Here is a 16,080-nt window from a genome sequence, read left to right on the forward strand (position 1 = left end):
ATCTTAGTACCATCAATATACTCTACGTCAAGGCTGATGAAACCTTTGTCGGCAAGGACAAGGACCAACTGGGTAAAGACATTATTAATCTCTTCTTTTACACGGTTGCGGAAACGGTTTATAGTGATAAAATCCGGTTTTTCATACCCGGAAAGCCAGATGTAATGAATGTCACGCAGTAACAGCTGCTCGATTTTACGGCAGGAGTAGATATTGTTCATGTAAGCGTAGAGGATAACCTTAAGCATCATTTTTGGATGATAAGGGCAGCGGCCTGTTTCCTTATAGAGTTTCTTGAAATTATCCAAATGAAGGTTATCAACTATCGCGTTGACGATGCGCACAGGAGCGTTCTCCGCTATGTTTTCATCAATTCGCTGCGGAAAAAGAACTGTTTGGTTGGGAATGTAAGGACGAAAATGTAACTTTGCCATAACAAAAAATCTTATGCCGAAAGTTACATAAACTTTGGGTAATAACAAAGTCCGAGCTTGGGAAAGTTCGGACTTTGCGCATAAAAAAAGAGGATGCGACGGTTTTGACACACCCTCCTTTTTATATTACTCAGCTATTAGTCGGGGTGAGAAGATTCGAACTTCCGACCACACGCCCCCCAGACGCGTACTCTAACCGGGCTGAGCTACACCCCGCTTTTGTTTTACGGCTGCAAAGGTAAATATTTTTCGTTATACTCCAAAGCTTTCACGATAAAAATCCAACGATTCGAGGATTTTATCTTTGCTTACCTGCTGATTAATCTGAACATCACCCACTTGAGAGAGTAGGGTAAAGTTGATGATTCCAGCCTCATTTTTCTTATCGTGCGTCATCAACTCGTATAAGGTCTCATAATCCTTGCAATCGAACACGAAAGCCGGATAATACTCCTTCAGGTAATAGACAACCTGGCTCAGTTTCTCCATTGGGAAGCCACATACTTTATGAGACAGATACAATTCGCTGACTATACCGGCAGCAACAGCATGTCCATGCAGCAAAGGGCGGTTCTTCTTAAACGACAGGCTTTCGTAGGCATGACCTATCGTATGGCCGAAGTTCAGCGCCTTACGGATGCCGTGCTCTTTCGGGTCTTCCTCCACGATACGCTCTTTTACGGCTACGGATTGGGCGACCATCTTGTTCAGAAAAGCATAATCGATCTTCGCATCGAGGTCGAACAACAGGACGGAAGCGTAAATATCCATCGAACTGATAAGCGCATGCTTGATCATTTCGGCATAACCGGAAAGCAAGTTGTCACGGTCGAGCGTACGCAGAAACTCACAATCGATAAAGACACATTCGGGAGGATAGAAAGAACCGACCTCGTTCTTCAAGCCGTTGAAGTTAACTCCGGTTTTCCCTCCTACAGCCGCATCGACAGAGGCCATCAGGGTAGTCGGGATATTGACGGTCCGCAGCCCGCGTTTGAAAGTCGCACCGGCAAAGCCTCCCATATCGGTAATCATGCCGCCGCCTAAATTGACTAAAAGAGAGTTGCGGGAAGCCCCCTCGTTCGAGAGGCGCGACCAGATGTAAGCAACCTGTTCGATGTCTTTATGTGTATCGCCCGCCTGCACGGTAATGACCGGGGCATCCTGCAAGGCAGGAATATCTTTTATCAGCGGATAACATTTCTCTTGCGTATTCGTATCGGTCAGGATAAAGAGTTTATCATAACTCATGGAAGCAAAGAATGCCTGCAAATCGGCTTTAAGATCCTTGCTGATTACTACTTTTTGAGCGGCCATAATGTCCTTTTTTTATTATAATCGTTGCGGCAAAGGTATTATATGTTATTCGATTATCAAAACGGGGAAAAGAAAATTCCATGCTTATGGAACTAAAGTTTCATAGGCATGGAACAAAAGTTTCCCCTGCATGGAACAAAAGTTTCCCCTGCATGAAACTATCATTCCTTGCAGGGGAAACGTCTCTTTCTTCTTATTTCAGGCCGGCTGCGTCCAAGATGTGTTCGACAGCTTCGCCCAGTCCGGCCACGTTCTTGCCTCCGGCTGTTGCAAAATGAGGTTGGCCGCCTCCGCCACCTTGTATCAGTTTCGCTGCATCTTTCACCAGTTTGCCGGCATTCAAGCCTTCGGCTACCAGCGGTTCGCTCAGCATAACCATCAATGCGCACTTCTCGCCGTCTTTGATTCCTGCCACAAAGAAGACTTTTCCGTCCGTACTGCTTTCACCCTTGATCTGGAAAGCCAGGTCTTTGATGGCATCCACGTTGGCTTCGCCACGGAAGGCTATGACTTTGACGCCATTGCGCTCGACGGCTTTTGCGATCAACTCTTTCTTGAGCAGCTGTACTTTCTCTTTCACGTAGTCGCTTACCTGCTTTTTCAATTCGGCATTCTCTTCGATCGCCTTCTTGATGGTTTGGGACAGGTTCGGCACATTGTTGAACATCGCGCGCAGTTCGCGGAGGGAATCTTGCAACATGAAAGTGTAGTTTTCAGCACCTTCGGCCGTTACCGCTTCGATACGGCGTACACCTGCCGCAATGGAACTTTCGCCGACCACACGCAGGGAACCGATCATACCGGTTGCGGGGATATGCGTACCACCGCACAACTCGATAGAGTTACCATATTTAACCACACGGACTTCATCGCCATACTTTTCACCGAACAGAGCCATAGCGCCCAATGCTTTCGCTTCGGCGATCGGCATATTGCGATGCTCTTCCAGCGGATAGTTGGCACGAATCTTTTCGCTCACCAGCTTTTCCACCTGACGGATTTCTTCGTCCGTCACTTTCTGGAAGTGGGAGAAGTCGAAGCGCAGGGAGTCGGGAGATACATAAGAACCCTTCTGTTCGACATGTGCCCCCAGAACTTCACGCAACGCCTCGTGCAACAGGTGAGTGGCAGAGTGGTTGCATTCGCACTGGATACGTTTCTTCTCATTGATCTTGGCGGTGAAAGTAGCCGTCACATCTTTCGGCAATTTAGTTACCAGATGTACAGGCAGGTTGTTTTCGCGCTTCGTATCGATCACGTCGACCGTCTCGTCGTCGGCAATCAACCAACCGGTGTCGCCGACTTGTCCACCCATCTCTGCGTAGAACGGAGTCTGGTCCAGAACGATCTGATATAATACCTTGTTCTTCTGCTTGATCTGGCGGTAACGCAGGATTTCGGCATCACATTCGAACAAGTCGTAGCCCACGAAGTTACATCCGCCTTCTTTCAGTACCACCCAGTCGCCGGTTTCGATAGCGGCAGCGTTGCGGGCGCGGTCTTTCTGCTTCTGCATCTCGACGTTAAACTCGTCGATGTTGGCTTCCATGCCGTTTTCACGCAGGATCAACTCGGTCAAATCCAACGGGAATCCGTATGTATCATATAGCGTAAAGGCATCTACGCCGCTGATCACGTTCTTCCCGGCAGCCTTTGTTTCTTCCATCTTCTTATCGAGCAAGCGGATACCGGTTTCCAGCGTGCGCAGGAAAGATTCTTCTTCTTCCTTGATCACCTTTTCGATCAACGTCTTCTGCGCGATCAGTTCGGGATAAGCGTCTCCCATCGTTTCGATCAGTACGGGCAACAGCTTATACATGAAGGATTCTTTGCGATCCAGGAACGTATAGCCGTAACGGACGGCACGACGCAGGATTCGACGGATGACATAACCGGCCTTTGCATTGGAAGGCAACTGCCCGTCCGTAATCGCGAAAGCGATCGTACGGATATGGTCGGCAATCACACGCATAGCCACGTCCTGCTGTTTGTCCTTGCCGTAAGAAGTACCTGCCATATCGGCAATCACTTTGATGATCGGCTGGAAAACGTCCGTATCGTAGTTGGATGTCTTGCCCTGCAAAGCCATGCAGAGACGTTCGAATCCCATACCGGTATCGATCACGCGGGCAGGCAGAGGTTCGAGCGAGCCGTCGGCCTTGCGGTTGTACTGCATGAACACTAAGTTCCAGATTTCGATCACCTGCGGATGATCCTTGTTCACCATGTCCTGGCCGGGGATAGCGGCACGTTCTTCTTCCGGGCGGAGGTCGATATGGATTTCGGAGCAAGGGCCGCAAGGACCCGTATCACCCATTTCCCAGAAGTTATCGTGTTTGTTGCCATTGATGATATGGTCTTTCGGCAGGAACTTTTCCCAGTAGCCGGCAGCCTCGTCGTCGCGTGAAAGGCCTTCGGCAGGACTTCCTTCGAACACGGTTGCGTACAAACGGTCGGGGTTCAGTTTCAACACTTCAACCAGGTATTCCCATGCCCAGTTGATCGCTTCCTGTTTGAAATAGTCACCGAACGACCAGTTTCCCAACATTTCGAACATGGTGTGGTGGTACGTATCGTGTCCTACCTCTTCCAGGTCGTTATGCTTTCCACTCACACGAAGACACTTTTGTGAATCCGCGACACGTGGATATTTACGGGGTACGTTCCCCAGGATTATATCTTTGAACTGGTTCATACCTGCATTGGTAAACATCAATGTAGGGTCGCCCTTCACAACCATCGGAGCAGAAGGCACAATCTGGTGCTGCTTGGAAGCGAAGAAGTCTTTAAATGATTCACGGATTTCTTTTGCTGTCAACATAATCTATTCTATATAGTCTCGTTAATATTCTGAAAAACAATTTGCAAAAGTACAGCAAATTATTATTTTTGCACGTATCCAAGCAAGAAAATATTTGATGAAACTATTTAAAAGCAGAAAAACATATTACTTATATAACCCCAACACGCTCAGTTACGAGCGCGTTTACCCCTCCGCCAAAGACCGTTTTTTCGGTGTGCTCCGCCACCTGAGTATCGGTATCGTGATTGGCGTAGGCATTTTCTTTATCTTTTCCCGCACGTTCGATTCGCCGGTCGAATCGCTTTTAAAGAAGGAGAACAAGTTGTTGCAGACGCAATACGAAGTGCTTTCGTTGCGCCTGACCAATGCGCTGGAAGTCTTGGATGACATACAACAACGCGACGAAAACCTCTACCGGGCGATCTTCCAGGCGGAATCGATCCCCGAATCCGTTCGCAAGTCCGGCTTCGGCGGGACCAACCGGTATGAACATCTGATGAGCCTGTCCAACCCCGAACTGGTCGTTTCGACCACCCGGAAGATGGATATGTTGAGCAAACAGCTCTATATCCAATCCAACTCGCTGGAAGAACTTATCGCATTGGGCAAGAACCAGGAAGAACGAAGCAAGTGCATTCCCGCCATACAGCCGATTGCCAATAAGGACCTGAAACGTACGGCATCCGGCTACGGTGTGCGTATCGACCCGATCTACCGCACTCCACGCTTCCACTCCGGCATGGACTTTTCCGCCAAAGTGGGTACGGAAATTTATGCAACCGGCGACGGAGTCGTTACCTTTGCCGCCTGGAAACAGGGGTATGGAAACTGTCTGATGATCAATCACGGACACGGATTCCAGACGCTTTACGGCCACATGAGCAAGTTCCGGGCACGTGTCGGGCAGAAAGTAAAGCGCGGAGAAGTGATCGGGGAAGTGGGAAATACAGGTAAATCTACCGGCCCGCACCTTCACTACGAGGTGATTGTCCGTGGCAAACACGACAACCCGTCCAAATACTACTATATGGACCTGACTCCGGAAGAATACGACCGTATGATACAGATTGCCGAAAATCACGGCCAGGTTATGGATTAAACATTGTTTAATACGATGGCATTAAATAAAGATAAAAATCTAAAGCTCTATTTCTCCATCAGCGAGGTGGCGCAGATGTTCGATGTCAACGAGTCGACCCTGCGCTTCTGGGAGAAGGAATTCGACCAAATACGTCCACGCAAGACAGGCAAGGGGACCCGCTCGTACCGGCAGGAAGATATCGACGCCATACGCCTCGTCTACCACCTGGTGAAGGAAAGGGGAATGACACTGGCAGGAGCCCGGCAAAAGCTGAAAGAGAACCCGGAGACGACGATACGCCACGAAGAGATCGTTAACAGGTTGAAGCAGATCAAGGAAGAACTGCTCGGCATGAAGGAGGCATTCGAAGCGTTGGAAGCTCCCAAATAGTCGCTGCACGTAAAAACGATCTCGAAGAATTAGCTTGTTACGCCGGAAAATCGTACCTTCGCAGCAATTTAATAAAAGCAATAAACATGGAAATTACGGGAAGAATCATCGCCGTACTGCCAGTTCAAGGCGGTATCAGCAAAAACGGAAACGAGTGGAAAAAGCAGGAATATGTCCTGGAAACACATGACCAATACCCTAAGAAAGTATGCTTCCAGATTTTCGGTGCAGACCGCATCGACCAGGCAGCCATACAGCCCGGAGAAGAACTTACAGTATCTTTCGACATAGACAGCCGCGAATATCAGGGACGTTGGTTCACGAATATCAGTGCATGGAAAGTGGAACGCCCGATGGCCGCCGCTCCCCAGTCAGCACCGGGAGCCATGACTCCTGAGAACGTAGTACCCGCATCCGCACCTGCCGTATCCGCTGCTCCTGATTTTGGTCCGGCCAACCCGATCGACGACCTGCCTTTCTAATGGACAAAAAGGTCATAGCCTTTTCCGCAAAAGCCTATGACCTTTTCGGACGAAAGCTATACCTTTTTTGCAAAAGGCTATAGCTTTTTCTATTTAGTCCGCCACACGGGCTACAGACTGGATATTCTTTATCTTAGAAAGGACTACACACATCCGCTGGATATCCTCCACATCGTGGACTTTCATCTTCACCCTTCCTTCGAACACGCCGTCTTTCGCCTCGATCAGCAGACGGATGATATTGACATTGAAGTCATCGGAAATCGTGCGGGTGATCGTGTTCAAGACGCCAATCGAGTCAATGCCCTTAATCTCAAGCGTCGCCTCGAATGATGAATGATGGCTGCTCCATTCCGTATTCAGGATGCGTTCGCCAAAGCTGCTTTTCAAGCGCATGGCGATCGGGCAGGAACGTTTGTGGACTACGACGTTGCCGTCGTCATTGATAAAGCCCAACGATTCGTCACCCGGAATCGGTTTACAGCAATCGGCAATGACGTAATTGCGTTCGAAAGCCTCCTCCTTCAGGATATAAGGTTTCTTCTTGTCATATTTCGGCTTTTCCTTCGGTTGTTCCTTTTCCTCTTCCTCTTTCTTTCCGGTAGTCGCTTTTGTCGCTACCCGGAGTGCCTGTTTGACGTATTTGAACAAGACATTGTCCGTTTTCTCCTTCAACAGTTTGTGGATGTTTTCCGGCAGGATCACATCCCCTTTTTCTACTGCATAGTAAAATTCTTCACGCTTGGAGAAACCGAAATACATACACAGCTTGTCGATATTAGATGTGTTTACTTCTAAATTGTTGCGTTTGAAAGCATCGATTACCTTAATCTCGCCTTCTTTGGCGGCCTCTTTGCGGATCTTTTTCAGGTAAGCGTCGATTCTCGCACGCGCCCTTGCTGTCGTGACGAAATTCAGCCACTCCGGTTGCGGGTTCTGCGAACGGGAGGTCAGGATCTCCACCTGGTCTCCACTTGCCAACTGATGGCTGAGCGGAACCAAACGATGGTTGACTTTGGCGCCGATACATTTGTTTCCGATATCCGAGTGCAGGGCATATCCGAAGTCCAGAGCCGTAGCTCCCTGCGGCAAAGTTTTGATGTCGCCTTTCGGGGTAAAGACAAATATCTCGGAGGTAAAAAGATTCAGCTTGATGGTATCGAGGAAGTCCAAAGCGTTCGGGTCCGGGCTTTCCAGTATCTCGGTAATGGTCTGCAACCATTTGTCGAGTTCAGTATCTTCTTCTATGTTATGTTCCTTATACTTCCAGTGAGCGGCAAAGCCTTTCTCGGCAATCTCGTCCATCCGGCGGCTACGGATCTGTATCTCCACCCATTGTCCGTCAGGCCCCATCACGGTCAGGTGCAACGCCTGGTAACCGTTGGCTTTCGGGCGGCTCACCCAGTCGCGGATACGGTCCGGGCGAATACGGTAGACATCCGTGATGGCGGAATAGATATCCCAGCACTGGTTCTTCTCATCCACACCCGGCAGCGGGTCGAAGATGATACGGACAGCATATATATCGTAGATGTCTTCAAAGCTGACACCTTTGCTCTCCATCTTGTTCCAGATCGAGAAGGCGGATTTCACACGGGCGCGCATTTCATAGTTCAGCCCCATATCTTTCAGCTTCTTGTCCACCGGCACGGCAAAATGTTCGAACAAGGTGTTACGGGCTGCTTCCGTAGACTTCAGCTTCAGATTGATAAAGGCATATTCCTGCGGATGCTCATACTTGAAGCTCAGGTCTTCCAGTTCCGTTTTGATGGAGAAAAGCCCCAGGCGGTGTGCTAAAGGAGCATAGAGGTAAAGCGTCTCACCGGCTATCTTGAACTGCTTCGCGGGCAACATAGACCCCAAAGTACGCATGTTGTGGAGACGGTCGGCTATCTTGATCAGGATCACCCGGATATCGTCGCTCATCGTCAGCAACAGCTTACGGAAATTCTCCGCCTGCGCCGACGCCTGTTCACCGAAGATGCCGCCGGAAATCTTCGTCAAGCCGTCCACGATCTGGGCGATCTTCTCGCCGAACATGTCCTTAATATCCTCGACCGTGTATTCGGTATCCTCCACCACGTCGTGCAACAAGGCCGAACAGATGGAAGTGGAACCCAGTCCCATCTCGCGGCAAACAATACGCGCCACGGCTATCGGGTGCATGATGTAAGGCTCGCCCGAACGACGCTTCACGCCGGCATGTGCCTGATTGGCAAAGTTGAACGCCTTGGTTATGCGTTCTACCTTGCGGCGATGGTTTGACTTAAGGTAATCCTGCAACAGGGCGTTAAAGCCGTCCTGAATCATCTGCTCGTCGGCCGAGAGGACAGGTTTCGCCTCCTGGCCAGGCTGGATGCCTGCTGTGTCTTTTGTTTCATTTATGTCGCTCATATCGAATGCCCTTCCGTATTTTAAACGTGTATGTAGGCAAATATATATAAATATTTGATTATATATTCCCGAAAGCGACAGAAAAAGTTAAACGACCGGAATTTTCAAGACCTGTCCCGGCCGGATATCGGCATTTGTCAGCCCGTTGGCTTTCTGCAAGTCGTCTGTGGAAACTCCCGGATACTTCTTGGCAATGGAGTAAAGGGAATCGCCGGACTGCACTTTATAAGTCAAACTTTTGCCTGATACGCGAGCCGTCTGATTGCTTTTGGCAGCGACAGGAGTTGCCTTCTGTTCCGCTTTTGCAGTCACAGCCTTTTCGGTTTTCTTTGTCTTGGCGGAAGCAAATGCGACACCTCCGTTATCGACATGCAGACGCAGGCGGCGGCCTTTGGCAACACGGTTGGAACCGAGCCCGTTCCATTTACGGATATCCTTCGGAGTGACGCCGTAGCGGTTCGCGATGGTATAGATATTCTCACCGGAGGCAACCACATGGGTTATTTTCTCAAGCGTGAGATTCTTCGATCCGTCGGCGGCATTGACCGGTACACAGTTGGCCAGCAGCTCTTCTATACGATGCGTATAGACCGAATCCTCCTTGTCGACAAACGCATAGGTCTGCGATGCCGGAAGTTTCAATACGGAAGGTTCCGTATTCCCCGGTATAATATCGCGTTTATATTGCGGATTGAGCGCACGAAGCTGTTCGATGTCGATCCCCAGCACATCGGAAACCTGTTGCAGGTGAAGCATGCTGTTCACCATAACCGTATCGGTCGCCAGCGGCAGGCTGGTCTGCATCGGGCAGATATTGTGATCGCAATAGTAATTCATGATATAATTGGCAGCGATAAACAGCGGTACATACGAACGGGTTTCACGGGGCAGGTAGCGGAAAATCTCCCAGAAATCGGTCTTGCCCCCGGAACGGCGGATCGCCTTGTTTACATTGCCCGGACCGCAGTTATAGGAAGCTAACACCAGGTTCCAGTCTCCATAGATGGCATACATGTCTTCGAAATACTTGCAAGCCGCCTCGGTCGCCTTTTCCGGATCACGCCGTTCGTCCAGCAGGCTGTTGATCTCCAAGCCATATATCTTGCCGGTCGGAAGCATGAATTGCCATAACCCGCAAGCCCCCACACGGGAAAGGGCAACCGGATTCAGGGCGCTTTCGACGACAGCCAGATACTTCAACTCCAAAGGCAGGTTATGCTTGTCGAGCACCTGTTCGATAATAGGAAAATAGAAATCCGCCATGCCTAACATGTAGCGTACCAGATCACGCTTGCGCCCTGCATACAGGTCGATGCAATCCCTCACCACCTCGTTGTAAGGCAAACGGATCACACTCGGCAGACGCTCCAGGCGCTCTTCATAAACAGAATCGGGGAAATAGACATTCTCCGCATCGTCGTGGCAATACTCATCCACTTTCGAAAAGTATTGCACGTGCCAGGAATGAAGCAAACTATCCACGTTTGCATCGAGGCTTTCAGGTATCAGGCCCACTACGTCAGACAGCGAGTCTGCCGATAATGTCGAATGCTGCGGTTCGCCGAATATAGGGTCTTGTGCGCGGGAGACCTGCATAAGGCTGAACAGGCAGAATAGGATAAGTAGGTTTTTATTCATGATGTTAGAACTTAAAACTGCAATTCAATCCATACGAACCCGGCGTATAGCGGGTCTTCGGGGTTACCTCCGGCGACCAGTGCATACTCAGGTCCGGAGAGATGTCAAAGTCGAACAGCTGGGCATCCACATACGCGTCGATAATAGTGATCGCATATACCCCGACCGTAATGATAATGCTCAAATCCCTGTACCGGCGGAAGTAATCTTTCCGGCGTTTCAGGTTTTCCTGGAACTGGGTATTCGAGACATACGTGCTCTCCTGCCCACTCGGCACAAAGATCGTCCAACTCTCGCTCCACGGCCCGGTGTACGGTGTATGACCTTCTTGCTGCCCTTCCAACACCTTTTGATAGTCCTCCATAATGTTGAAATAGGCATTCGAATAATCACTATAATTCTTATTATTCCAGGTGATCGCATACATACAGCCCATAAAGGCTCCATACACCAATGGGAGCTTCCAGTATTTCTTATTATATATCTGTCCCAAGCCCGGAACCAACGCGTAAAGCAGCGCTTTGTTCGGATCGGGTTTGAATTCCTTCAGCTTTACCTTCGGCTGTGGAAGCGAGTCGGCAGCCGAAAGCACAGCCGTAACGACAGAATCGGCAGGTATTACCGTATCCTGCTTTGCCGTTATCGTCCTCTGCGCATGACCGGACCATGCACAACCGCACAACAAGACAACTATCAATAAAATCGTTTTCCCGTTTCTCATTTCAACTTATCCAACAAGCCGATCAGTTTTTCCAATTCATCTTCAGATGCAAAGGGGATCGTTATTTTACCTTTTCCTTTTTCGTTGCATACCAGTTGTACCTTTGTATTAAAGAAACTGGACAGATGATCCTTCAGCAAGTTGAATTCCTCAGGAAGTTTCGGTTTCCGCTGGGCGGGCTTTTCCTTTTTGGCCTGTTCGAGGACTGCCGCATCCACTCCGCCGCGTACTATTTCTTCGACGTTACGGACAGACAATCCTTCCGCCAGGATCTGTTCGTAAAGCGCCAACTGCACTTCCGGGTCCTCGACCGGAAGCAGTGCACGCGCATGCCCCATGTCGATCTTCTTGTCTTTCAGCCCCACCTGTATCTCGGCAGGGAGCTTCAGGAGGCGGAGATAATTGGCAATCGTCGCCCGCTTCTTGCCGACACGTTCGCTCAGTTTTTCCTGCGTCAGGCCGTAGCTGTCGATCAGCTTCTGGTAAGCCAGGGCTATTTCTATCGAGTTCAGGTCTTCACGCTGGATATTCTCGATCAGTGCCATTTCGACGACATTCTCGTCTGCTGCGGTTTTGATATAGGCAGGGATGCGTTCCAATCCCGCCATCAGGGAGGCACGATACCGGCGTTCACCGGAGATAATCATGTATTTGTCCGTCCCCGTCTCTTTCAGCGTGATCGGCTGGATGACGCCTAATGAACGGATGGAAGTAGCCAGCTCTTCGAGCGTCTCTTCCTCAAAAACAGAACGGGGTTGATCCGGATTGGGCTGGATTTTACTCAGCTCTATTTCACTAATAGACGATGAACCGCCCGTTTTCAGGTCGTCCATCGTTATCAAAGCATCCAATCCGCGGCCAAGAGCCGATCTTTTCATTACTGCCATACTTTATTTGTTTTTATCTATCAGCTCCTGTGCAAGCTGCATGTGATTAAGAGCTCCCTTCGACTCGGCATCGTAAAGCAATACGGGTTTGCCGTAGCTGGAAGCTTCGCTTAATTTGACATTACGCTGAATAACGGTCGTGAAAACCAGGTCCCGGAACGGACGCTTCACTTCTTCGTATATCTGGTTGGCCAGACGGAGACGCGAGTCGTACATGGTCAGCAGGAAGCCTTCGATTTCCAAAGCGGGATTCAGCTTCGATTTGATAATCTTTATCGTATTCAACAGTTTGCTGATACCTTCCAGTGCGAAGTACTCGCATTGCACGGGTATCATCACCGAATCGGCTGCCGTCAGGGCATTAACCGTGATCAGTCCCAAAGAGGGAGAACAGTCGATCAAGATGAAATCGTACCGATCTTTCAACGGGACCAGCATCTGTTTCAGTATCTGCTCCCGGTTCTCCATGTTCAGCATTTCAATCTCCGCACCTACCAGGTCGATATGCGAAGGGATAATATCCAGCCCCTCCACCTCGGTGTTGGTAATAGCGCCTTTCGGGTCGTCGCCATTCACCAGGCATTCGTAGATGGACAATCCCACATTCCGGATATCCACGCCCAGTCCCGACGAAGCGTTAGCCTGCGGATCCGCATCGACCACCAGCACCTTTTTCTCGAGTGCGGCCAGCGATGCAGCCAGATTAATCGTTGTGGTAGTCTTGCCTACCCCACCTTTCTGATTTGCTAAAGCGATAATCTTTCCCATACTTTGTCTATTTATTCGGGGGCAAAACTAAACATTAAAAACCTAACACAAATCGGTTTAAGCAAAACAATGCCTGTTTTGTTGAAAAGTCGCCTTATCTGTTGATAACTTGCAAATATAAACAGAATATTTAATAACTTGTTTCAAATGAGCGCGATGGAGGGTATTTTTTAGGAATGATAACGAATCCTATAATAAAGAAAGGAAAGAGTTGCCAGTACGACCGTCGGTATTTACTTTAACCGATAAAAATGTGTAATATGATTCACTTCTATCAGGCTCAAACCTCGTATGTGAAGTTGTCCCTATAGATGCCTGTCGCTTCCCGAAAAGGTCGGCGTCGGTTGCCGGATAGATGCCTGCCTTTTTCCTGCTACCCTATAGGCTTTTCCCGGACAGGCTAAAGGCTGTATTTTTTAGCCTATAACCTATATTTTATGGGACAGGAACCAATTCCGAACCCTTATATAAGAAAACTGAAAACAGGGTTCACGGCTGGTAAAAGGCTAATGGCCAGTAATTTGCTGTGAAGGCTGTGAAACCGGATTACGATCAGCCAATCCTATCGATCGATCCCGCCCTTTTTATCTTGCATTCACAGGGTTCACAGCAACATGCTGATCTACAGAGTTTCCAAAGCAGTGTGAACCCTGATTAAATAAAACAACCAGGGGGGATTTAGAGGATATTCTTATGATGGAACACCTAATCAATAAAAAAACAAAGGGATCAGGCATGGAATTAATATTGTCATATTGTTATATTGTCACGTCACACGCTTCTGACGCTAAAAATAGATACCGACCGACATTCCATTTGCATACGCCATCCCCGAACCATTTTGCGAGGGGATGGCCAGTGCGCTATTCCCCAAGTAGAGCAGAGACGCACGACCGTTCGTCTTTGCTTTCTTTTTATTCTTGACCGAGAAAATGAAAAGAGGGATGCTTGCAGCGGTTACGGCGACGCCCGTAAATCCCAATATCATAAAGCGATACCGAGTGGTTGGACCTTCCATATTATCTATGGCATACCCCATAAAACCACTGATCACCATAGCACTTCCAACGCCAAATGTCGTCCATCCCCGCGCCTGATATTTTTTATGCTTTTTCCATTCAGGCGTTAGCTTGTAAGAAAGACGTTTTTCGGCATTTAGTCCTGTATATACGGGCTTTTGCCCATATATACAGATTGAGAATAACAAAAATCCGAGGATAGTAAGGGTGGTCAGCGAACCGACCTTACGCGGAAAGACTATATGCAGGAAGTTACTCCCAGTGAAGTCCCGATGGCGGTCAGAATTGTGATGATGCTCTGGATGACCAGCTTTCGGATGTCTTTTTTGCTTTTCTTCGCTCATAGGTGTTATATTAAGGATTAGAAATTAAAAAATAGGTTTTCAGGTCGTCGGTTCCGATCAAATCCACTCCCTCTTGGATAAAGAATTTCTTGAACAGCGGTGTGTCCGGGGCGCCCCACCAGCGGAACTGCTTGCCTTCCGCATGGGTCTGCCGGATATATCCGCGCATCTTTTCGAGCTTTTCGGCGGGTATCTCTCCCTGGCCTTTCCAACCGATGTATTTGGAATAATTATCGCTGACGACAGGCATCAGGACGGCTGGAATGCCTTTTCCCAAGTCTTCTATCGTGCCGTCAAGGAAGATAAAACGGTTGGTTTCGGTGGTAATGGCCTTGCGGGGGCTTCTGCCCGACAGGTAGAACAGGATGGCGCTTTCTTGAAGCTCCCCGTCTTTCTCATGGCAGAAAAGAGATTCATACGGCTCCAGTTTCTTTTTCAGGACGGGGTACATCGCTTCGCCGTCTGTCTTGCAATCGACCATCAGGTAAAACGGGCGGTCGCTGCCCGGATATACTTTGCCGTTATTGTTTTTGATCCGTTCGACTAATGGCAGGAGGTATAGTTTCTCGAATGTGATATCCGGGTCAGGGGCGACCGAATCGTGGGAGACATACAATTCTCCATCGATCAGCCATAGATCCGCTTCGACGCAATTGAAGCGGAACGAGAGGGCGTCGAATAACGGGCGGGGCCGTTCGTAATCGTTGTGCGAGAAAGCATTGTAATGAATTTCCTGGGCTTCGAGAGAGCCGGATAACAGACTGATCAGCAAGATAATTACTTTTAGTTTCATATAGCAGATTCATATTTGATGAGGCAAAGGTAAACAGTTTTATCTAATTCTCCGGGAATATTGTTTACATTTGCCCTGATCAATCTGATAAACCATGAATAGACGATGAATAGACGATTATTTTTTAAGAAATCATGCGCAGGAGCATTGCTTTTATCCTGTCCGGGCTTGTTGGCACGGGAAAATGAAAAGAGGCTGCGTTTCGGTTTGGTAACGGATATACATTTTGCACATCGAAATGTGCACGGCACACGCTATTATGAACAATCCATCACGAAGTTATCGGAAGCGATTGACGTTTTTAATAAGCGGAAATTGGATTTTATGATTGAGCTTGGAGACTTGAAAGATATGGGAGATATTCCTGAAAGAAAGCAGACTTTATCGTTTTTAGATGAAATAGAAGCAAAGTTCCGGACCTTCGAAGGCCCTGTCTATCATGTGTTGGGCAATCACGATATGGATAGCATCTCGAAGCCCGAATTCCTCGCGCATACGGCCAATTACGGGAGTGCCAAAGGAAAGCCTTATTATTCTTTCGTGCGGAACCAGATTAAGTTTATCGTGCTGGACGGCAATTGCAACGAGGATGGCTCCGATTATGATTCCGGCGATTTCGATTGGACCAAAGCGTTTATACCGTCCAGCCAGAAGGAGTGGCTACAGCAGGAACTGAAGAAAGACGATTTGCCGGTCGTGATCTTTATCCACGAATTGTTGGATACTTTCTCCGGAATCGACAAAGAACTTTGTATCGGCAATGCAGAAGAGATCGTTTCGATACTTGAGCAAAGCGGCAAGGTCGTAGCCGTTATCCAAGGACACCATCACGCCGGGAACTACAGCTTCCGGCATGGCATCCATTACTTTACAATGAAAGGGATGATAGAAGGAAGCCTTCCCGAAAACAACAGCTTTGCCGTCATCGAGATAGACAAGGACCTGAATATCTATATAGAGGGGTTCTATAATTGCAAGGATAAGGAGATGAAACATCATTCATAGAATA

Annotated in this window: 14 protein-coding genes and 1 tRNA gene; 4 read left to right on the plus strand and 11 right to left on the minus strand. The window is 48.7% G+C overall.

The annotated features are described in order from the left end of the window. From H8S65_RS02365 to alaS, 4 genes are all read right to left on the minus strand, one after another. Nucleotides 1-434: transposase (locus H8S65_RS02365; RefSeq protein WP_186928367.1), on the minus strand; the 434-nt coding region annotated here is incomplete at its 3' end. A 141-nt stretch (nt 435-575) separates the two neighbouring features. Continuing rightward, a tRNA-Pro gene (locus tag H8S65_RS02370) sits at nt 576-650 on the minus strand. A 36-nt stretch (nt 651-686) separates the two neighbouring features. Next, nucleotides 687-1,751 (minus strand): 3-dehydroquinate synthase, encoded by a 1,065-nt coding sequence (gene aroB, locus H8S65_RS02375; protein ID WP_186928368.1) that lies wholly within the window; start codon nt 1,749-1,751, stop codon nt 687-689. Between the two features lie 193 nt (nt 1,752-1,944). Then, nucleotides 1,945-4,572, minus strand: coding sequence for an alanine--tRNA ligase (gene alaS / locus H8S65_RS02380; protein WP_186928369.1), 2,628 nt, complete (start codon nt 4,570-4,572; stop codon nt 1,945-1,947). Nucleotides 4,573-4,669: 97 nt separating this feature from the next. Between alaS and H8S65_RS02385 the strand changes: the two genes are divergently transcribed. The 3 genes from H8S65_RS02385 to H8S65_RS02395 all read left to right on the plus strand — a co-directional run bounded on the left by H8S65_RS02385 (nt 4,670) and on the right by H8S65_RS02395 (nt 6,507). Further along, complete coding sequence (locus H8S65_RS02385) at nt 4,670-5,653, plus strand: M23 family metallopeptidase (RefSeq protein ID WP_186928370.1); 984 nt, start codon at nt 4,670-4,672, stop codon at nt 5,651-5,653. 15 nt (nt 5,654-5,668) lie between these two features. Continuing rightward, complete coding sequence (locus H8S65_RS02390; protein WP_186928371.1) at nt 5,669-6,025, plus strand: MerR family transcriptional regulator; 357 nt, start codon at nt 5,669-5,671, stop codon at nt 6,023-6,025. 86 nt (nt 6,026-6,111) lie between these two features. Then, complete coding sequence (locus tag H8S65_RS02395) at nt 6,112-6,507, plus strand: DUF3127 domain-containing protein (RefSeq protein WP_186928372.1); 396 nt, start codon at nt 6,112-6,114, stop codon at nt 6,505-6,507. Between the two features lie 93 nt (nt 6,508-6,600). Here the strand turns inward: H8S65_RS02395 and H8S65_RS02400 are convergent, their stop codons facing one another. From H8S65_RS02400 to H8S65_RS02430, 7 genes are all read right to left on the minus strand, one after another. After that, nucleotides 6,601-8,901 carry a RelA/SpoT family protein gene (locus H8S65_RS02400; RefSeq protein WP_186928373.1) on the minus strand — a complete coding sequence of 767 codons (2,301 nt, stop codon included), beginning with the start codon at nt 8,899-8,901 and terminating at the stop codon, nt 6,601-6,603. Between the two features lie 87 nt (nt 8,902-8,988). Then, nucleotides 8,989-10,539 (minus strand): lytic transglycosylase domain-containing protein, encoded by a 1,551-nt coding sequence (locus tag H8S65_RS02405; protein WP_186928374.1) that lies wholly within the window; start codon nt 10,537-10,539, stop codon nt 8,989-8,991. Nucleotides 10,540-10,543: 4 nt separating this feature from the next. Continuing rightward, on the minus strand, nt 10,544-11,260 hold the full coding sequence (locus H8S65_RS02410; protein ID WP_186928375.1) for a DUF5683 domain-containing protein: 717 nt from the start codon (nt 11,258-11,260) through the stop codon (nt 10,544-10,546). Then, entirely contained in the window at nt 11,257-12,147 is an 891-nt protein-coding gene (locus H8S65_RS02415; RefSeq protein ID WP_186928376.1) for a ParB/RepB/Spo0J family partition protein, read from the minus strand. The genes H8S65_RS02410 and H8S65_RS02415 overlap by 4 nt, the downstream gene beginning before the upstream one ends. A gap of 3 nt (nt 12,148-12,150) precedes the next feature. After that, on the minus strand, nt 12,151-12,915 hold the full coding sequence (locus tag H8S65_RS02420; protein WP_186928377.1) for a ParA family protein: 765 nt from the start codon (nt 12,913-12,915) through the stop codon (nt 12,151-12,153). A gap of 787 nt (nt 12,916-13,702) precedes the next feature. After that, on the minus strand, nt 13,703-14,278 hold the full coding sequence (locus tag H8S65_RS21370) for a hypothetical protein (protein ID WP_436277864.1): 576 nt from the start codon (nt 14,276-14,278) through the stop codon (nt 13,703-13,705). Nucleotides 14,279-14,288: 10 nt separating this feature from the next. Continuing rightward, complete coding sequence (locus H8S65_RS02430; RefSeq protein ID WP_186928378.1) at nt 14,289-15,071, minus strand: phosphatidylinositol-specific phospholipase C/glycerophosphodiester phosphodiesterase family protein; 783 nt, start codon at nt 15,069-15,071, stop codon at nt 14,289-14,291. A 105-nt stretch (nt 15,072-15,176) separates the two neighbouring features. Here H8S65_RS02430 and H8S65_RS02435 point away from each other — a divergent pair, with 105 nt between their 5' ends. Beyond that, nucleotides 15,177-16,076, plus strand: coding sequence for a metallophosphoesterase (locus H8S65_RS02435; protein ID WP_186928379.1), 900 nt, complete (start codon nt 15,177-15,179; stop codon nt 16,074-16,076). The last annotated feature ends 4 nt before the right edge of the window (nt 16,077-16,080 follow it).

Source organism: Parabacteroides hominis, from assembly GCF_014287585.1.
Lineage (GTDB): Bacteria > Bacteroidota > Bacteroidia > Bacteroidales > Tannerellaceae > Parabacteroides > Parabacteroides hominis.